Origin of the sequence: Chryseobacterium taichungense, from assembly GCF_900109935.1 — a bacterium.
Taxonomy (GTDB): Bacteria; Bacteroidota; Bacteroidia; order Flavobacteriales; family Weeksellaceae; genus Chryseobacterium; species Chryseobacterium taichungense.
The window spans coordinates 305,366-325,345 of the sequence record NZ_FOBV01000001.1; the positions used below are offsets into that span (position 1 = coordinate 305,366).

Sequence of the window (19,980 nt, forward strand, 5' to 3'; positions counted from 1 at the left end):
TTGTTACAAATATTGTGAATTATTTTAACACGTACTATACTAAGATGCTTCGACTAGCTCAGCATCTCTATGATTTTATTTTATTAAAATTAATTTAATTGAGTACCCAAATATTCCCACTCTTGTAAAGCAACCTCTAATTCTTCTTTTGTTTTATTGTATTTTTCCAGCGTTTCTTCAGAAGGATTTTCTTTTGTAAAAGAAGCTTCAAATTCTTCAACCTTTGTTTCCAGTTCGGAGATTTTTTCTTCTACTTTTTTTATTTTGTTCTGAATATTTTTCTGTTCTTTACTTACGATGGTTGATGATTGCTGGTTTTCTGCTGCCGACACTTCCTGCTTCTTAGCCTTTGCCTCAACCTTATTTTCCTCTCCATGAAGTTTTGCTTTCTCTGCAGAAATTTCGCGAATGGTTTCTTTTTGTCTGTATTCCAGGTATTCGTTGATATCACCCAGGAACTCTTTCATACGCCCATCACGGAATTCATAAATTTTATCACAAAGTCCCTGAAGGAATTCCCTGTCGTGAGAAATCACAATCAGTGTACCTTCAAACTTCTGAAGTGCCAGCTTGATAATTTCTTTCGATTGAATATCCAGGTGGTTGGTAGGTTCGTCCATGATCAGCGTGTTGAAAGGACGTAACAACAATTTACATAAAGCCAGACGGTTTCTCTCACCTCCTGAAAGAACTTTTGTTTTTTTCGTCACCGCTTCTCCCTGAAAAAGGAAAGATCCTAATAAATCTCTCACTCTAGGTCTTGTTTCTTCGGTTGCGGCATCTTCCGCTTCTTCCAAAACTGTTTTATTTGGCGTTAAAACCTCTTCCTGATTCTGTGCAAAGTAACCGATATTCACATTATGCCCGAGGTTCCATGAACCGGAGTAATCTTTAATATCTCCTGCCAAGATTTTAGCCAGCGTTGTTTTTCCCTGTCCGTTTTGCCCTAAAAGCGCAATTCTGTCGCCTCTCTGAACAATAAAATCAACATCATCAAAAATCTGCTTCTGCCCATAGGCTTTTCCTAAATTTTCAGCTTCGAAAATTACTTTTCCCGGAACAACGGACTGTACGAAACGGATATTAAATTTAGAAACATCTTCATTATCCACCTCGATACGCTCGATTTTATCTAATTTTTTAATAAGAGACTGTGCGAATGATGCTTTTGTAGCACTGGCACGGAACTTATTGATATTGTCTTCCATCTGCTTGATTTCCGCATCCTGATTCTTTTTAGCCTGAATCAGCTTTTCGCGGCGGTCTTCGCGCATAATGAGATATTTGGAATAATTGGCTTTATAATCGTCAACTTTTTTATTGTTGATATCAAAAGTACGGTTGCAGACAGCCGTCATAAACTGCTTGTCGTGACTGACTAATACAATCGCTCCCGGATAATCTTTAAGGAAGTTTTCCAGCCAGATAATCGATTCCATATCCAGGTGGTTGGTAGGCTCATCGAGAAGCATGATATCATTCTTTTGAAGAAGTAGCTTTGCAAGCTCGATCCTCATTCTCCATCCTCCGGAAAATTCATCGGTAATCTTTTGAAAATCATCGGCTTTAAAACCTAAACCGAACAGTACTTTTTCCATGTCGCCTTCCAGGTTGTAGGCATCATGATTCATCAAAAGATCATTCAGCTCGGTCATTTTATTGATCAGATCCGTATAAGAATCACTTTCATAGTCGGTTCTTGTCGCCATCTGATGATTCACCTCTTCAAGCTCATTTTTCCAGGCATTGATTTGCTCGAAAGCCTGCATTGTTTCGGCCCAAACGGTTCTTCCTTTTACAAAATCAAGATCCTGTTTCAGGAAACCGATGGTAATATTTCCTTCGGGTACAACATTTCCTTCATAGAAATTGATTTCCCCTGAAAGCATTTTTAATAAAGTGGATTTCCCCGCTCCATTTTTACCGACCAAACCAATTTTATCATCCTTTTTAATCGTGAAATTCACGTTTTGAAACAGATAGTTTCCCGAATGATGTAATCCTAAACCTTGAACCGAAAGCATGTTGAATAATGATTAAGAGTGAATAATGAATTTTCGCGTGCAAAAATACGGAAAATAAAAGAATTCGCTACAGAAAATTAAGTTCTTATAAATGTGCGTCTTAAAAGACATAAAAAAAGAGCTGTCTTACCAGGACAGCTCCACACCTAAATTTAAAACTGAAAAAGTACTAACATTTATAGTATAAATTTTCCTTAATCAATATTGTACGATTCCAATGATCATTATTTGGAATGTTTGTTCCGTATGCGTAATCCACGATAGAATCTTCTATGTGATGTATTTCGTGCTGCTGTTTCGACTGGTTGGCAATGAACTGATCGTCGGAATTTCCCGGAACATTCAATCCGTTGTTGATAAATTCCGTATGGTCATTAATCTCTGAATTTTTTATGATTGCAGGATGATACAATCCGAAATTCCCTGATATATGGGTATAATTTGCCAGTGCATTATAGCTGTAATCAGGTTTTGCTTCCGGAGAAAGATTTTTGATATAATTTTCCAGAGTTTCTGAAAGCCGTATCAGATAAGCATGTTTCTCAGGATCAATTAAAAAATAAGTATCTAAATCGGTATTAAAAATTAGCTTTTCAGCATTTGACTCCTGCAGCATAAGTTTTCCGTACACTTTGGAAAGTTCGTTGTATACAAGCTTTCTGGCAATATACGCCTGCGAAAAAGCCTCTCCCTGATCGATCCTGAAGTCATTCAGAAGACAGTTCCATATCAGATGTCTTTGAGCGTCGGTTGCTGTTGTTCTGATGGTATTGATATAGGCATCCAGCTCACTGTCAACGAGAAAGTTCGGTGAAATGTAAACTGATTGAGAACCTTCCAGATATCCTCCTCCGATATCAGCATGAGCACCGGGAACAAATATTTCTTTCCATATAGTATTTACCGTTTCAAACTTGGAGTCTTCCATTAAACCTGAATCTTCGAAAAAACCTGTCAGAGGAAAGAAAAAACGGCATTCGTTCACTGCACAGATATGGAGTGCTCTTTCTGTCGAAGGATGCAGCGTAACATTATAATCATTAAAGGGTGCAGATTCTACTGTATCGAAAACGCCGAGAAATTTCACTTTGATATTTCCATGAAAAGAAGAATCGACCTTGAGCAGTTCGTAGCAGAAATTTCTTGCCAGCATGGCTCCTCTGCTGAATCCGTAAATATAAAATTCATATTGTTTTGTGCAGTCGGACATGATATCCCCGGTAAAAGAAAATGCTTTCTGAAGTTTATCATCAGAAGAATATCCGTGAGATCCTGAAGAATTCTTACAGGTTGCAATGGCAAAATCACTGTCTTCCTTCCCGGTGACGGTACCAATCCCTTCTACGTAAAGTTTTTCCTCACCATTAAACAGTTGAAACAATTTATAAATATTGGTAATATTTCCGTAATAGCTTTCATTGTTTTTCGGAGGTTTTTCAGGAGAAGTTGCGTTCATCCCGTTATTTCCGGTTCCGTCGAAAAAAACTCCGATGGATATTATGTTGCTCTGCATGTCACCTTGTGGTTTTACTTTTTAAACTTTGTTAAAGATTTTAAACTTTGACAAAGTGAACGAATTCTTCAAAGTAACGATGAAAAAAACCGGGACAGTAGAGTAAAAAGTACTAATTGAAAAATTCCGTATTTCTACGGAATCAAATCCTTTCTAAAGGATGAATATTATTGATAATTGCATAAATGACAATTCCGACTGTATTTTTTGCACCTATCTTCTCAACGATCCGCTGGCGGTGGCTTTCAACGGTTCTGGGGCTGATGAAAAGCTTTTCAGCAATTTCGTTATTTGTACATTCCTGGCAGATAAGCTTTACGACATCTTTTTCGCGGTCGGAGAGTTCATCATCCATTTCAAAAAGGGTTCTTTTTTTGGTAGGACTGTTCATGTAAGAAAAAATCATCTGATGATCTTCGGGAGTAAAGAAAATTCCGTTTTTGTAGACCATGGTAATCGCTTCTATAAAAGCATTGCGGTTGGAGTTTTTAGGTAAAAATGCTGAAACACCCAGCTTTACCATATATCCCAGAATCGTTGTTTTGTAATGTGAAGAAAGAATAATAATTTTAAGATTGGGATATTTTTCCTTGAGAATTTCTACCAGTTCAAAGCCGTTCATTGGCTGCATCTGGACATCAACCAGGGCAATATCGGGAAAGTTTTCCTCCGAAGTATTTTCCAGAATTTCCAAAAAATCCGGCCCGTTGTTCGATGTAAATTCTACGGAAATATTCTGCTCGGAAGACAACAGCATTTTCACTCCTTCCAGGATGAGCTGCTCATCATCAATTAATGCTATTTTAATCTGGGAATTCATTATTATACGGAATTTTGATAATTAATCGGCTGCCTTTATTTAAAACATTTTTCCATTTGTGCACTGCATTCATGGATTTTATTCTGGATTCTATATTTTTAATACCCATTCCTTTTTTCACTTCTTCATATTCAAAGCTTTCTCCATTATCCGAAATAACAACTGCCAGATTGGTTTGGTTATCTTTAATGTAAATCCAGACTCTTGATGCTTCCGAATGTTTAAGAACATTGGTTGTAAACTCCTGAATGATCCTGTACAACTGCACTTCTATGAAAATATCCTTTTTCTGAAATTTCGGGCTTACGCTTAATGAGATGTTTATTCTCCCGGAAAGATTGGCAATCAATTCTTCGATGTAGAGAACAAGTCCGACAGTTTCCAGATTGACAGGGTACAATGAATGTGAAATACTTCTTGCAGAATCGATCAGGGAAGACATCTGTGTGGTGATGTTTTTCTTGATCAGCTCATCTCCTTTCGTGTCTAGGTTATTTAGCCATAATGATAAAATATTAAGTCTGTTCCCAATATCATCGTGAATCATTACTGCAATTCTTTTTCTTTCAGACTCCTGAGCCTTTATATTTTCAAGCACCAGGTTTTTCTGATGGAGAACTTCTGCTTCATGCTGTACGTTTTTTTCTTCAATTATTCTTTTAATAAAACTTCTGTAAGCGAGAAGAATAAACGTCATGATAATTATCAAAACGACAATTAACGTAACAAAAAAACTGATATTGAGAGTTATTTCTTTAATTTTAAAAAGGTATAAATAAACGTTAAATATAAAACACTGCTTAAGATATTATTGATGCTCCATAGATTTACTGCTTCATCCTGAGCCAGATCTGAAAACTGCCTAAGGAGAAAAAACAAAAAAACCGACAATGCGTAATACAGAAAGATCATACTGTCTGCCAGCATAAAACGATCATTAATCTTGCTGTTTTTAATCTCTGTAAGCAATGCATATCCTGCAAAACAGATCACAATGATATTGGATATTGCTTTTTTAACATCATTTGCCAGCAACTGAGAATCAATCAGGAATAAAACAGTGAGTATCCCAACAGGAATATACCAGTAATTAGGCATCTTGAGCTTCCTTATAAACAAAATGCACAAGAGCAGAAATTCTCCGGCAACATAAAAAGGAAAGACAAAATTGACATCCTTTATTCCAAAAATATAAAAACAGAGTTTAACAACAGCTTCAATCAAAAAAAGAAAAATGATATAATAAACATACCATTTTTCTGTATTTTTAAAAAATTTGTACCGGATAAGTCCTATAACAGTACAAATAAAAAGTAAACTATTATTAAGATAAAGTATTACTTTGTAAGTATCCACAATAGATTTTGATATTAATTAAACGGGCACATCGGCGGGCAAGGTTGAGACCAGTCGTAGGTATTGGTGATGGTCTGTATACTGCCTCCCTGGAGTTCCTTATAAAACGAGATAAAAATAAGCGTTGGCAATACCCTTTGGTATATCTCAGAATATTTCAGCCCGAATGAGGCTACGATGCGGTAAAGCCCGGCTTTCGTAGGTGTAAGATCCTTTGCTGGCACATAAAATTTTCTGAAAATCCTACTTCCTTTAAACTCAGAACATTCTCTGTAGAACCACGTCATACCGTCATTTCTCCATGTTTCGATGGCATCAATTGCTTTATCCTGCGCCAGCATAGGCTGACTTGAAACTGGGAAAAAAGTATCCGAATCGTAGTCAGTCCTTTGCAGATCTTTTGAAAGAACAGCGTTCTTAATAACAACGTATTGTTCAGTTTCCTGTAATTTCAGATCTCCTTCAAGCTCTTTTAATGGACTGTAAGGAAGTTTATCGACAATAAGTTTCTGACCACGGGAGTCTAACGGACATAGTATGGCAACTAATTTACCTTCATGAACACCTATTTCTGCACAAAATTCAGTATACTTATTTTGAGCTGCCATCCAATCGGTCTGTTCTGTATCAAAATTGAAGACATAATTGGTAGGGATAAGATTCTGGATAGATTTATAATCCGAACATCGGTTTGTCCATTCTGCAACGGCTACATCAAATTGATCTCTGCTGAGTGTATTCATATTTCACGGTTTTTTAAAGTGCCATAAAATTAAAGAAACTAAATTATCTGTGCAAGTATATCACATGTAAATGAAAATTATTTAATAATTCCTAACCGTAATGTGAAAACAGCTTTGCTGCTTCTCTTTGATGTAGTAAATCCGTCCGGCATCATGATAATATTTCAAAACCTTTTCCAGAGCCACCTCCAGGCGTCGATTTTGCCTCAAAGTCCCATTGAAACGCACATAGGAAATATCGAAAGAATTACCGTAATTATGAGAGCTGATCCCCAATGAAGCATTCGTATTAACTTTTCTTAATCTACATTGGTCTTCAAGTGTCCTGGTAATCGACGATACCGTGAATGTGCTTCCTTTGGTTTCTTTACTGAAACGCGCACCTATTCGTTCCAGCATAAGCTTTCCTTTAGAAACCATCCAGGCCCTGCTGTAATCAAGTTTTTGTACCCGATATCCTTTTCCTGATTTATTGATTTTATGGAATTTCCCGTTATTAACATACTTCAAAACAGTTTCTGAATTTTTCAGAAGCTTGACACCAAAACTTTTAGAAGCATCCAGATGAGGCTTATAGAGCAAGGTGGGTTCTACTCTTAAAATTTCCGTAAGATCATAACATGGTAAAGTTTTTTTGGCTACCTGAGAAGAATAAGTCCCCTGAATAATGAAAGCAAAAGCCCCACACAAAAACTTTTTCATTAAAGATGTTTTAATTATTCAAACTAAAAATAATGAAAATATTTTAGACGATTCTACTATTAGAATAATTTATAAGAGAATTTTAAGTAAAAATATCGTAAATAAATTAAGAAACTGGATTATTGAAAAGAGAGCTATTTCAGTTTTTTAATATCAAACGGATTTTTAAAGATCAGTTCTTCATGCTTTCCTTTAATTTCCATTTTTCGTTGCAGTAAATTCAGAGCCATTTTGCGGATGAAGAGATCTTTATCGATAAGCTTCCAATAAGGATCTTCGTGAACTTTACTGGGCTTTCTGATTGTATAAAACTCGGTATCCCAAGAATCGACATTATGATAAAACTCGATAATTCCGCAATGTTCGGGAATTAAATCATGATCTACCATTCCCATCGGAAGCAGAAAACTGAATGCGTTACAGGCATAATCTCCACAGGATATTTTGTCGTGCTTCAGGAATTTTTCCCCAGTATTGCTGTTGGTATAAGATTTTTTAAAATCATTTTTAAAATCACTTTTTGAAAGCTTGATTTCAATTTCATGACTGAAGCCCTCTGCATCCACAATCAGAATATCAGCTTCCCAATCTGCCTGAAAATGGTTGGTCAGCACAATTTCTTTCTCAAAGTCACATTGAGAATAAATAAATGCGTGAACCAGTTCTTCTATTTTTAACACTTTTTTTCTAATTTAATAGGACTGTATTCTATTCTTATCTAAGGTCGTCCCTATTGGACTTTTTTTAAATTTATATTTAATAGGACTGCATCCTATTCTTGTTTAGGTCGTCCCTTCGGGACTCTGTTTAAATTTATTTATAGAGCCTATTCTTAATTTAATGTTTAATAGGGCTAGGCCCTATTCTTATTTAGGTCGTCCCCTCGGAACTCCAATTTTTTTTTATCCCTAACGACATCTGCGATAAAACAAAAACAATCATCTACATAGTAACGCTCATACTCTTAAACTCTCGAACCTAACTTACAAGAAGACTGCATCCGCGAATATCGGAATGATCAATCCTCCCCAGAACCTGGAATTTATGACCAATAATTTTACCTAAATCCTGAGTCGCGATGAATGAACAGCTATGAATATTAGCCAGATCAATAATATTTATCGCGCCCGTTCTGCCTTCTTTTTCATAAGAGAACGGATCTTCAGTATTTCTTACCATAATTCTCATCCAATTCGGACATTCATATTCATTGTTTCCCAAAGAATAAGCCTGTGAAAGAAGCTCGGTCATAGAATATTCTGAGTAGATTTTTTTGGTTTGAAAGCCTTCCTGTAAAATGTTAAGAAGTTCATCTTTGGTCATTTCTTCTTTTCTGCCTTTCATTCCCCCTGTTTCAATCACTATTAAATTCTCTAAAAACTTCAGAGATTCTTCGCTTCTTTCAGAATGACAATAGTCGATAAAATCAAGCAATGCGAAGGATACTCCAAAAAGAATGACTTTTTTATTTTCCAATTCATTTAAAAGGGTAAACAAATCCTCATGATTATAAAGAAAATATCCGTTTTCGGGTTTTGCGGATTTCTTCATTAAAAAATCAACCATATAAATAAGGGAAGAATTTTGCCGCTCAAGATAACTTGGCAACAATCCAAGGAAAATAAAATCTTCAGGTTTTCCGATAAACTGTTCAAAACTTTTATAGATGCTTTCCTTATAAATCTCTTCATCAGCGATAAAATGTTTCGAAAGATTCATCTGTGTGGTTCCAGAGCTTTGAAAAAAAAGATCAGCCGTCACATTTTTATCCAGAATCTGATGATTTTTAAACATTTCGATCGGAAGAAAAGGAATTTTAGAAAGCTCGTCTACCTCATCAGGATTGATATTGAGATAGTCTACAAAACGTTTGTATATTTCAACATTCTCATACTGATAACGGAAAGTTTTCAGTGATGTGTTCAGGAAATCCTGTTCTGTCTGTATATCAAATATTGTATTCACTCGCGAAAGTACTTTATTCTTATTGCCTCATTATAAAGTCATTAATAAAACAAGTAAGGTTTTTAATATTTTTTTAATGCAAAAATTAAATTTTGGTCAGGTTATTGCAATTACAAATCCGGAATATGGATTAAAAACAAGAATGAACTAGGTTCATTCGAAGAATTACCTCTTTATGAGGTAATTTTTTTTGCGTTTTCCCCAAAAGTCTTCAGCTGAAATTCATGCTCGAAAACCCCGTAGGTAAAATAGGAAATCCAGTCTCCCAGATTGATGTATTTTGCTTTTCCTTCTAGTTCCATGATCATGGGAAGATGACGGTGGCCGTAGATAAAATAATCGATTTTCTGTGTTTTCAGCTTTTCTTTAGAATAGATGATCAGAAATTCTTTATCCTCACCCAAAAATTCCTTGTCTTCATCCCCTGAAATCATTTTGTTTTTTTGGGACATGTACAAAGCGATCTTCATCGCAATATCCGGATGCAGCCATTTGAAAAACCACTGTGCGACAGGATTCGTAAAGACTTTTTTCATTCTCTTATATCCCTTATCACCCGGTCCCAAACCATCGCCATGAGCCAGCAAAAACTGCTTTCCGCCCATTTCAAAATACTGTTTACTATAAAATACGGTACATCCAATTTCTTCTTCCAGATAATCTTTCATCCAGAGATCATGGTTTCCCACAAAAAAATAGATGTGAATGCCCCGGTCTTTCAGTTCGGCAATTTTGCCCAAAACACGTACGTATCCTTTCGGAATGACATGCTTCCATTCGTGCCAGAAATCAAAAAGATCTCCCATTAAAAACAAAACCTGTGCATCATGCTTGATCTCATCCATCCACCGGATAAAAAGCTCTTCACGCACCTTACTTTCCTTTGGATTGGGCGCACCAAAATGCTGATCTGAAGCAAAATACACTTTCTTTCCAGGTTCTAAATTAATGGTTGTCTTTAACACTTCTGAATGTTTATTGAATAAATTACTGATTATCTTCCGCCAGCCACTCTCCGTAAGAGTTTTCTGTTTCGTGAAGTTTAAGATAAGCTAAAGAAATTCCTTCCGGAAGCTTAGACTTTATTTTTGCAGCAATTGCATACAGCATATTCTCGCAGGTTGGCTGGAAGGTGCAGTAAATTACCTTATGCCCTTTCTCTTCGAGATCTTCGCCCAGTTCCTTATGCGGTGACAGCCCGTTGATCAGCACGGCATGATCCCAGACATCTACTATTTCAGACTTTACGATACTTTTTATATCTCCAAAATCAACTACCATCCCGTTTTTCGGGTTCTCCAAATCATTAACAGGCTTTCCCTTCACTGTTACAAACAGCTTATAAGAATGTCCGTGCATATTTTTACATTTACCATCGTAATTATACAGCACATGAGCGGTTTCGAATGTAAAAATTTTTGTAATACGTATCATAGCGCAAAGATAAGGAATTTGATTTGAGTTTCGGTTTGGTAAATTACAAATGCCTCTTAGTGAAATTTGTTTTTTATACAATAAACAAAACCCGGATAACGTTGATAAAAGAAATTAAATAACCGCTAAATGATCGCCGGCTTACGATTTCTTTCATCATTTCTGCTTCTTTTAAGTTTAACTTTAAATGCTCAAAGACACTTCCAGGCTCACCCTCTTCTTGAGAAAAAGATCGGTCAGCATTTTCCTATTGAAAATTATAAAAATAAAGAAGGTAAAAACTTTAGTGCTAATGAACTTCAGGGAAAATTTTCGCTGATCAACTTTTGGTCAACGACCTGCGCACCGTGTATTGAAGAACTTCCCTATCTGAACAAACTTGAAGAAACTTTAGGCACCAATATAAATTTCATAGCCATTACCCACGATCCCAAAGAGAAAGTCGACCGTTTTTTGGCAACACATCAATTTAACTTTATGCATATTACAGATTCGGTTAAGGAATTACAATCTTATTTTTCAGTAATCCGAAATCCCATCACCTTTATTATTGATAAAAAGGGAAACGTGCAGGAAATCACCGGAAATATCGATGAAGAAAAGATGAATCTTATCCTTTCAATTCTAAGCAAATAATTATAAAATATCCAGCCAGTCACTTTCCAGCCTGATAATTCTTTCTGTTTCTTTATCAATGAAAACCCAAAGTGTCAGTGAATCTACCACCAGCTGATCATTACAGTAAAATTCAACTTTTCTGGGCTGCCTTATTCCTTCGGGAGTTTTAGGATAGGTTTTCACCGTGAGCATATCTCCAAGATACACTTGTTTTTTGTATTGAATATGATGATCCAGAAGCATCCATATATCATCAGGATTACGGGTTTTATGTTTTACAAAATCCCAATGCTCCCCGGCGATCTCTTCCACCCATTTGACGTACTGAACATTATTGACGTGATTATTCCTGTCGATATGTTCTTCTGTTACCTGTATCTGTTTTTCATAAATCAAACTCATTTCTCAATATTTATACAAAAATAAGCTATAAGTACAAAAACCTCCCCAAAACCGGGAAGGCTCTAACAATAAAATTACTTAAAAATAGAATTTTCTAATGAAATTGTGCCGTCTCTGTAGAATCTTTCATTGCAACGGTTGCCGATGAACCACCAGTTACAACATTCTGGATCTCGTCAAAATATCCCGTCCCCACAAAAGACTGATGTTTTACCGCTCTGAAACCTCGCTGCTGTAAGGCAAACTCACGCTCCTGCAGCTCGGAATACCCAGCCATTCCTTTTTCTTTGTATGCCAAAGCAAGCTCAAACATAGCTGTATTCAGTGCATGGAATCCGGCCAGGGTTATAAACTGAAATTTATAGCCCATCTTTGCCAGCTCTTCACGGAATTTGAGCATTTCATCCACAGAAAGCTTTGCCGCCCAGTTAAAAGAAGGTGAACAATTATAGGCGAGCATTTTTCCGGGAAATTTTGAATGAATTCCTTCCGCAAACTTTTTAGCCTGCTCCAGATCAGGGTTTGAGGTTTCCATCCAGATCAGATCTGCATACGGAGCGTAAGACAAGCCACGGTCAATTCCTTGTTCTACGCCGTTTTTCACTACAAAAAAGCCTTCGGAAGTCCTTTCTCCTGTGAGAAACTTTTTATCCCTTTCATCAATATCAGACGTCAACAAGTCTGCGGCATCAGCATCTGTTCTTGCAATAATGAGAGTCGGAACACCCAGAACATCCGCCGCTAAACGAGCCGAAATCAGTTTATTAACTGCTTCCTGAGTTGGAACGAGCACTTTACCTCCCAAGTGCCCACATTTTTTAGCCGAGGACAACTGATCTTCAAAATGTACAGCTGCGGCTCCGGCTTCAATCATCTGTTTCATTAATTCATAGGCATTCAGGTTTCCACCAAAACCGGCTTCTGCATCTGCAACTATCGGAACCAGATATTCTTTTCCGCCTCCTCCATTTACTGATTGGATCTGATCTGCCCTCAATAAAGCATTATTAATTTTCTTTACTACAGAAGGTACTGAGTTTGCAGGATATAAAGACTGGTCGGGATACATTTCGCCAGATAAATTGGCATCCGCAGCAACCTGCCATCCTGAAAGGTAAATAGCTTCCAAACCGGCATCCACCTCCTGTACAGCTTGATTTCCCGTTAAAGCCCCTAATCCAGCTACAAAATCCTGTTGATTCAACTGATTCCAAAATTTCATAGCCATTTTAGTAGCAATGGTGTAGTCTAATTTATAGGATCCCCGCAATTTAAGCACATCTTCTGCTGTGTAAGTCCTTTTTATCCCTTTCCATCTTGGGTTTTTACACCAATCCTTTTCTATTTCCTGAATTTGATCTTGTCTTGTTTTCATATTATTTTAGTTAGATTATTTTGAATCGTGATTATTTTATCTTACTTAAACTCTTTTATACAAACCTATTATCGGCCTATATAAACGGATATGCTTTCAATGTTAAAAATTCTTCAAACTTTTCACAGAAAACCAATTCATTAAAAAGTTCCTTGGCAAGATTGAATTTTCCGGTTCTGAAGCGTTCTTTCCCAACATACTTTTCTATACGTTCAATCTCTTCAAATTCCCATTGAAGGAACAGTTCTCTGGTCAGTTTTCGGCCATCACCCAAAATGGTATCATTTTTTAGCCATTGCCACAGCTGTGTTCTTGAAATCTCCGCGGTTGCCGCATCTTCCATCAAATTATAGATTGCAGCTGCACCAATACCCATCAGCCAGGATTCGAGATAAAGAATTCCGACATTAATATTCTTACGAACCCCTTTTTCCGTGATTTCACCTTTTGGAATCTCAAGCAGATTTTTTCCGGTGATTTGATAATCAAATTTTTTATAGATCTGGTTTTTCAACGGCATAAATTGATCGAAAATATCTTTTGCGACAGAAACCAAAGCCGGATGAGCCACCCAAGTGCCGTCATGCCCGTTTTTCACTTCACGTTCTTTATCGGCACGTACTTTATCAAAAGCAATACGGTTTGCTTCATCATCATTTTTAATGGGAATCTGTGCTGCCATACCTCCAATAGCATGAACATTTCTTTTATGGCAGACCTCAATCACTCTTTTTGAATAAGCACTCATAAAAGGTGAAGCCATTGTCACCTGATCACGGTCCGGTAAAATGTATCCGGGAAGATTTCTGAATTTTTTAATGAATGAAAAAATATAATCCCAGCGCCCGCAGTTCAGTCCTGAACTATGATCTTTCAGTTCAAACAAAATTTCGTCAATCTGAAAAGAGGCGGTTATGGTTTCAATCAAAACAGTTGCTTTTATGGTTCCCTGCGGAATTCTGAGATAATCCTGAGCAAAAACAAAAACATCATTCCACCATCGGGCTTCTTCATAATGTTCTAATTTTGGAAGATAAAAGTACGGACCACTACCGTTCTTGAGCAACTGCTTGACATTTCTGAAAAAGTAAATTCCAAAATCAATTAACGATCCCGAAGCCTGTTCACCATTAATTTCGATATGCTTTTCACTTAAATGTAGGCCCCGCGGGCGAACTATTAATACTGCCGTTTTTTCATTTAGACGATAATATTTCCCCTGTTCGTTTGTAAAATCAATACATCGGTTAACCGCGTCGGTGAGATTAATCTGTCCTTCCATACAATTTTTCCAGGTAGGAGAATTGCTGTCTTCAAAGTCTGCCATAAAGGTAAGTGCACCGGAATTGAGCGCATTGATAATCATTTTCCGGTCGACAGGTCCCGTAATTTCCACTCTTCTGTCCAGCAAATCATCCGGAAGTGGTGCACAAACCCAATTTCCGTTCCTGATTTCTTCAGTTTCAGGAAAAAATTCCGGAAGAATTCCTTCATCGAATTTCTGCTGGGTCTTTTTTCTCTGTTCTAAAAGTTTTACTCTTTTCTGATTGAAATTTTGATGCAATTCTACAAGAAAATCTGTCAAATCACTTGTAAAAATATTCTCAAAATCCTCCTGAGCATTTATCTTTAATTGGATCTTAGTTTCCATAACAAATTGATTTTGCAATTCTACATGACAAACTTAAATAAAAATTTTCACAAATAGCGAACGTTCGCTAAAATATTAAAAAAAATATTATGCGAAAAATCGTAGTTAATATTTATATTTGATTTATGAATCATGAAAGTGACTATATCAAGACTGTTTTCGGACTAAAACTGAAGCAACAGAGGCAAAAGAAAAACTGGTCTTTACAGGATCTTGCTGTAAAAACCGGTCTGTCAAAATCATATCTTAACGAGATTGAAAACGGAAAAAAATACCCTAAACATGACAAGATCATCCAGCTTTCAGAAGCTCTGAACTGTACTTTTGACGACCTGGTATCAACAAAGCTTGATAAAAGTTTGCTTCCGTTCAGTGAAATCCTACAATCAGATTTTTTTAAAGAAATTCCTCTTGAGCTTTTCGGAATCAATAAAAACAATCTTATCAGCATTATTAGTGAGGCCCCTAAAAAAGTAATGGCATTCATCAATGCCCTGATTGAAATTTCACAGAACTATAACTTAGGGAAAGAAAGATTTTATTTTGCGGTTTTACGTTCTTTTCAAGAACTTTATGATAATTATTTCCCTGAGATAGAAGAAAAAGCAGTAAAGTTTTCGGAAGAAAACCAGTTAGAAATGACTAAAAATCTGCAGTGTGAAGTTTTGGAAAACATTTTGACAGACAGCTTTAATTATACCATTCGGTCTGAAGATTTTGAACAATATGAGACCTTGGATCATCTGCGGTCTTTATTTATTCCTGAAAAAAGACTGCTGCTCCTAAACCGAAAATTAGAGCAGGACCAGAAAACTTTTATTCTCGCCAAAGAAGTTGGATTTAATGTACTGGAATTAAAAAACCGTCCAAATACTTATTCATGGCTGGATTTTGGAAGTTTTGAGGAGATCTTAAATAATTTTTATGCAGCTTATTTCGCTGGTGCTCTATTAATATCAAAAGAAAAAATTAAGGAAAAGACTTCAGAATTTTTCCTGCAAAATACATGGAATCCATCTGATTTTGAGGCTTTAACTAAGCAATTCACTCATTCTCCCGAAACATTCTATTACCGCCTGACAAATGTACTTTCCTCCGAATTAGGAATTAAAGATTTGTTTTATCTGTGCCTGGTAAAAAAGAAAAACTCAGATAAAATCCAGATTCTTAAGGAATTACACCTAAATCATCAACAAGCCCCACATGCTAATGCCACCAACGAGCATTACTGCAGACGATGGATTGCAGTGAAAAACCTGCATTATCTAAAGGAAAATGAAACATTGACAGACGCACAGATTTCTCATTATAAAGACCAGGGTATAAGTTATCTGGTTATTTCAACCTCTCAGAAAAACCCGTTCTCAGATGGAAGCAACAGAAGTTACTGCCTGGGTATTTTATTAAATCCTCAGACGATCAAGAAGATTAATTTCATTAAATCTTCCACTTTAAAAACCATTAATGTCGGTGTAACCTGTGAATCCTGCAGTGTTGCGGACTGCGAAGTGAGGCAGGCGCCACCTATCAGGCTTGAAAAGGAATATTTCAATTCTAATATGAAGATTGCCATTGAGAAGATCAGGAAGGATTTTTAATTTTAAGACATAAAAGAAAGATCAAATAATAGATGATTAATTAATATAAAAGAAAACTATCCGAATATATAACTGGTGATTTTGGCTGTAAAAGACTTAGTATAAATTTCTTATTCCAATACAAAATATTTATTTTAGTACTGCAATATGATACACAAATGATTTTAGACCTATTATTCCCGAACCGATGCCTGGGCTGCAATCGCATTATTGACGCCGATCTTCTGGTATGTGAACTTTGTTTTCAACAGATCGACTTTACCCATTTCAACTATTTTGATGATCATTTTATTAAAGAAAAATGCAGATTACTTTTTCCTGTCGCGCATACTTTTGCCTTAATGCAGTTTAAAAAGGAAAACCTCAGCCGAAAAATCATTCATGAATTAAAATATAAAAGCAGAGAAAAGGCAGGAAAAATTCTGGCAGAATGGACATCAGAGCGTTTAGAATTTAAAGATGAAAAGCCTGATCTTCTTATTTCAGTACCATTACATCCAAAAAAATTAAAAGAAAGAGGCTACAATCAATTACATATTTTCACAGAACAGCTTTCTGAATTTTATGAAATTCCATTTGATCATCATTTAATTAAAAGAAATTATTATTCAAAAGCCCAGGCCCTGAAAGATAAACAGCATCGCCTTGAAACAGAAAATACGTTTTCGATCACAAGAGCAATCTCCGGAAAACATGTTTTAATTATTGATGATGTTTTTACCACCGGAAATACTCTGGCCACTATTGCATGGGAAATTCTTAACGCAGGAAATAATAAAGTAAGCGTATTGGTAATTGCGGCTGATATTTAAAAGAGGCTGTATTCTCTGACAAATTTTGTAGAAAATACAGCCTGTTTTTTTATTGAATTCAGCGTTAAATTATCGCTGAAGCTTTTCTCCGTAGCTTAAATCCCCGGCGTCTCCCAGTCCAGGAGTAATATACCCTTTTGATGTTAATTGTTCGTCAATTGCTCCTACCCATATTTTTGCTTCAGGATATGCTTTCGCGATCGTTTCAATACCCTGTTTTGAGGCAATTGCTGCTACAATATGAAGCTGACTGGGTTTTCCGTTAGTCAATAAATCTTTAATAGCTTCAATTAAAGATGCGCCTGTTGCCAGCATAGGATCTCCGACAATCAGAGGTCTTCCTTCGATATCTGGGCAAGTGAGATAGTCTTGCTTGATCGAGAAATAATCGTTGGCATCATGTTTTCTGTACGCCGCCACGAATCCGCAGTCTGCTTTGTCGAAATAATTTAAAATCCCATGAAACAAAGGAACTCCTGCCCGCAGAATCGTTGTAATGACAGGCTGAACAGCAATTTCCTTCACTTTAATCTTATTCAGCGGTGTTTGAATTTCGATCTCTTTCTGTTCTAAACTTTTGCTGATTTCAAAGGCTGCAATCTCTCCGATTCTTTCCATATTCCTGCGAAATCGCATTCTGTCGTGCTGGATATCAACATTCCTGAGTTCATTGATCCATGAATTAACCAAAGAAAACTGTTCTGATAAAACAACTGTATTCATTGTTGTGAAGCTTTTATCTAAAATATAAAAATTAATTGAGAATAAAATCCCTCTTAGAAAGATCTAAAAGGGATGGTAATTTATTTTTGTCTGAAATACACTTCAATAGGAACTCCGGTAAATCCGAATTCTTTTCTCAGCTGGTTTTCAGTAAATCTTTTATATGGCTCTTTTACATACTGCGGAAGATTACAGAAGAAAACAAACTGTGGTGACGGCGTAGGAAGCTGTACACAGTATTTGATCTTAATGTATTTTCCTTTATTTGCCGGTGGTGGTGTACCTTCAAAAATCGGTAACATCACTTCATTTAATTTTGAAGTTTTGATTTTTTTCTTACGGTCTTCATACACCTGCATTGCAACCTCAACCGCTTTTAAAATTCTCTGTTTCGTTAAAGCTGAAACAAACAAAATCGGAATATCATTGAACTGACCGATCTTATCTTTTATCTGCTTTTCGAAATCACGCATTGTGTTGGTCTGCTTATCCTCAATAAGATCCCATTTGTTGACCAAAATCACAATTCCTTTTCTGTTTTTCTGCGCAAGACTGAAGATATTCATATCCTGAGATTCCCATCCTTGTGTAGCATCTACCATAATAATAACCACATCAGAAAACTCGATGGATCGGATAGAACGCATTACCGAATAAAATTCCAGGTCTTCAGAAACCTTTGATTTTTTACGCATCCCAGCAGTGTCTACCAACACAAATTCGTAACCGAATTTATTGTAAAGCGTCTGAATACTGTCTCTTGTGGTTCCTGCGATATCGGTTACGATATTTCTCTCCACATCAAGCAAAGCGTTTGTCAGTGTAGATTTACCAACATTCGGGCGGCCTGCAATGGTAATTTTCGGCAATCCTTCAAAAGGATCTTTATATTCAGTAGTTGGGAAATCTCTTACGATATCATCCAGCAGATCACCTGTACCGGAGCCTGTTGCGGAAGATAATGTGTAATATTTATCGATTCCAAGCTGATAAAATTCTGTTGCTGGAAGTTCTTCTTTCGAAGAATCTACTTTATTGATTACAATATAAATAGGTTTATTGGATCTTCTTAAAAGTCTGTAGATTTCCTGGTCTGTATCGGTAAGCCCTTCTTCCACGTTCATCATAAAAATTATTGATGTAGCTTCATCTACAGCCAGCTGTACCTGCTTACGGATTTCTTCTTCAAAAATGTCATCAGTTCCGACATCATATCCTCCGGTATCGATTACGGTAAAATCTACGCCGTTCCAGTCGGATTTCCCGTAATGACGGTCTCTGGTAACTCCGGCAGTAGAATCTACGATAGCTTCTCTCCTTTCTAGTAAACGGTTAAATAACGTGGATTTTCCTACGTTGGGACGCCCAACGATTGCGACAATATTCGACATAAAAAATGTTTAATAATCCTTTGCCAAAGCTCGGGACAAGTTATTAATGGGTTTCTCCAACTTTTGGAGCCCAATTTTTTGCAAAGATACTGTTTTTATTTTAGTTCAATTAAATATAAGTATGTGAAGAATCTCAGAATGTAGTTATAGATTAATAACAATCGTATAATGGCTATCCATTAATGTTAATTTTCAAAGAAAAATAATTCTTTGACTATCAGTAAATAAAGAACAAAGCCACATCCAGCAAGTATAAATCTTCACATTTCATTTTTATTTTTAAAATAATTTATATAATTTCGCGACATAGAAATACAGACCCATGGTGTAGCGGTAACACTACTGATTTTGGTTCAGTCATCTGGGGTTCGAATCCCTGTGGGTCTACTTGTTGGGACAAATCTAAAAAAGAAAGATTTGTCCCTTTTTTATTTCCTCGAATCTCCCTTTCTTTAGAGTATATAAGCTGAACTGCCGAATTAACCCTCAGTGTTCGATGTTTTTCTCCGTCAAACACCAGCTTTTCAGGGAACATCGAACTAATAATCTGCCTTTTTTGCTCCATATCACCTTCTACATAGTATTTGTAAAGATTTATGATCTTCGCAAGCTCACTTTTTAATAGCCTACTAATTTCAGCATTCTGATCCGATAAATGGCTGAGATCAAACTCCAATCTTTCAATTTTAGCATAGGTATCTTTTTTTATAAAGTTGTAATCATCATCTTCCAAAGTACCATCAACTTTTTGAATCAACGCTTTTTGCAAACGCGCATTTAAATCTTCGACCTGTTTCAGCATATGTTTTCTTTCAATATTCTGTTTCTTAGTCTTTAATTGAAAATCTTCTAA

At 36.3% G+C, this 19,980-nt stretch carries 19 protein-coding genes and 1 tRNA gene; 4 read left to right on the forward strand and 16 right to left on the reverse strand.

Annotated elements, in window-relative coordinates:
- Positions 1–89: 89 nt before the first annotated feature.
- The 11 genes from BMW64_RS01460 to BMW64_RS01515 all read right to left on the reverse strand — a co-directional run bounded on the left by BMW64_RS01460 (position 90) and on the right by BMW64_RS01515 (position 10,557).
- Positions 90–2,024 (reverse strand): ABC-F family ATP-binding cassette domain-containing protein, encoded by a 1,935-nt coding sequence (locus BMW64_RS01460; RefSeq protein ID WP_089998074.1) that lies wholly within the window; start codon positions 2,022–2,024, stop codon positions 90–92.
- Positions 2,025–2,193: 169 nt separating this feature from the next.
- Positions 2,194–3,537 carry a T6SS phospholipase effector Tle1-like catalytic domain-containing protein gene (locus BMW64_RS01465; RefSeq protein WP_089998075.1) on the reverse strand — a complete coding sequence of 448 codons (1,344 nt, stop codon included), beginning with the start codon at positions 3,535–3,537 and terminating at the stop codon, positions 2,194–2,196.
- A gap of 142 nt (positions 3,538–3,679) precedes the next feature.
- Positions 3,680–4,357 (reverse strand): response regulator transcription factor, encoded by a 678-nt coding sequence (locus BMW64_RS01470; protein ID WP_089998076.1) that lies wholly within the window; start codon positions 4,355–4,357, stop codon positions 3,680–3,682.
- Positions 4,341–5,054: a sensor histidine kinase gene (locus BMW64_RS01475; RefSeq protein ID WP_177175211.1), complete on the reverse strand. Its 714-nt coding sequence runs from the start codon at positions 5,052–5,054 to the stop codon at positions 4,341–4,343. Before BMW64_RS01475 ends, BMW64_RS01470 begins: the two co-directional genes overlap by 17 nt.
- 50 nt (positions 5,055–5,104) lie before the next feature.
- Positions 5,105–5,455, reverse strand: a complete 351-nt coding sequence (locus tag BMW64_RS20370) for a hypothetical protein (RefSeq protein ID WP_143052619.1) — start codon at positions 5,453–5,455, stop codon at positions 5,105–5,107.
- Positions 5,456–5,727: 272 nt separating this feature from the next.
- On the reverse strand, positions 5,728–6,456 hold the full coding sequence (locus BMW64_RS01485; RefSeq protein ID WP_089998078.1) for a hypothetical protein: 729 nt from the start codon (positions 6,454–6,456) through the stop codon (positions 5,728–5,730).
- An 81-nt stretch (positions 6,457–6,537) separates the two neighbouring features.
- Positions 6,538–7,158, reverse strand: a complete 621-nt coding sequence (locus BMW64_RS01490; protein WP_089998079.1) for a DUF5715 family protein — start codon at positions 7,156–7,158, stop codon at positions 6,538–6,540.
- A 134-nt stretch (positions 7,159–7,292) separates the two neighbouring features.
- Positions 7,293–7,838 carry a hypothetical protein gene (locus BMW64_RS01500; protein ID WP_089998081.1) on the reverse strand — a complete coding sequence of 182 codons (546 nt, stop codon included), beginning with the start codon at positions 7,836–7,838 and terminating at the stop codon, positions 7,293–7,295.
- Positions 7,839–8,136: 298 nt separating this feature from the next.
- Entirely contained in the window at positions 8,137–9,123 is a 987-nt protein-coding gene (locus BMW64_RS01505; protein ID WP_089998082.1) for a long-chain-fatty-acid--protein ligase, read from the reverse strand.
- Positions 9,124–9,296: 173 nt separating this feature from the next.
- Complete coding sequence (locus BMW64_RS01510) at positions 9,297–10,088, reverse strand: UDP-2,3-diacylglucosamine diphosphatase (protein WP_089998083.1); 792 nt, start codon at positions 10,086–10,088, stop codon at positions 9,297–9,299.
- 22 nt (positions 10,089–10,110) lie between these two features.
- Positions 10,111–10,557 (reverse strand): 6-pyruvoyl trahydropterin synthase family protein, encoded by a 447-nt coding sequence (locus tag BMW64_RS01515; protein WP_089998084.1) that lies wholly within the window; start codon positions 10,555–10,557, stop codon positions 10,111–10,113.
- Between the two features lie 129 nt (positions 10,558–10,686).
- On the opposite strand from BMW64_RS01515, the gene BMW64_RS01520 reads away from it, so the two are divergent.
- Positions 10,687–11,193, forward strand: a complete 507-nt coding sequence (locus BMW64_RS01520) for a TlpA family protein disulfide reductase (RefSeq protein ID WP_089998085.1) — start codon at positions 10,687–10,689, stop codon at positions 11,191–11,193.
- Here BMW64_RS01520 and BMW64_RS01525 read toward each other — a convergent pair whose 3' ends face one another.
- From BMW64_RS01525 to aceB, 3 genes are all read right to left on the reverse strand, one after another.
- The gene (locus BMW64_RS01525; RefSeq protein ID WP_089998086.1) at positions 11,194–11,577 is read right to left on the reverse strand and encodes an acyl-CoA thioesterase; all 384 of its coding nucleotides are present in this window, start codon (positions 11,575–11,577) and stop codon (positions 11,194–11,196) included.
- A 94-nt stretch (positions 11,578–11,671) separates the two neighbouring features.
- On the reverse strand, positions 11,672–12,952 hold the full coding sequence (gene aceA, locus BMW64_RS01530; RefSeq protein ID WP_089998087.1) for an isocitrate lyase: 1,281 nt from the start codon (positions 12,950–12,952) through the stop codon (positions 11,672–11,674).
- 76 nt (positions 12,953–13,028) lie between these two features.
- A complete protein-coding gene (aceB, locus tag BMW64_RS01535) occupies positions 13,029–14,603 on the reverse strand; it encodes a malate synthase A (protein WP_089998088.1) in 1,575 nt (524 codons plus the stop codon).
- Positions 14,604–14,728: 125 nt separating this feature from the next.
- On the opposite strand from aceB, the gene BMW64_RS01540 reads away from it, so the two are divergent.
- Positions 14,729–16,201, forward strand: a complete 1,473-nt coding sequence (locus BMW64_RS01540; RefSeq protein ID WP_089998089.1) for a helix-turn-helix domain-containing protein — start codon at positions 14,729–14,731, stop codon at positions 16,199–16,201.
- A gap of 158 nt (positions 16,202–16,359) precedes the next feature.
- A complete protein-coding gene (locus BMW64_RS01545) occupies positions 16,360–17,013 on the forward strand; it encodes a ComF family protein (protein ID WP_089998090.1) in 654 nt (217 codons plus the stop codon).
- 69 nt (positions 17,014–17,082) lie between these two features.
- Here BMW64_RS01545 and upp read toward each other — a convergent pair whose 3' ends face one another.
- Entirely contained in the window at positions 17,083–17,736 is a 654-nt protein-coding gene (gene upp, locus BMW64_RS01550) for a uracil phosphoribosyltransferase (protein WP_089998091.1), read from the reverse strand.
- Between the two features lie 80 nt (positions 17,737–17,816).
- Positions 17,817–19,127, reverse strand: coding sequence for a ribosome biogenesis GTPase Der (gene der, locus BMW64_RS01555; RefSeq protein WP_089998092.1), 1,311 nt, complete (start codon positions 19,125–19,127; stop codon positions 17,817–17,819).
- Positions 19,128–19,443: 316 nt separating this feature from the next.
- Here der and BMW64_RS01560 point away from each other — a divergent pair.
- Positions 19,444–19,514 (forward strand) — tRNA-Gln (locus BMW64_RS01560).
- Positions 19,515–19,980: the final 466 nt, after the last annotated feature.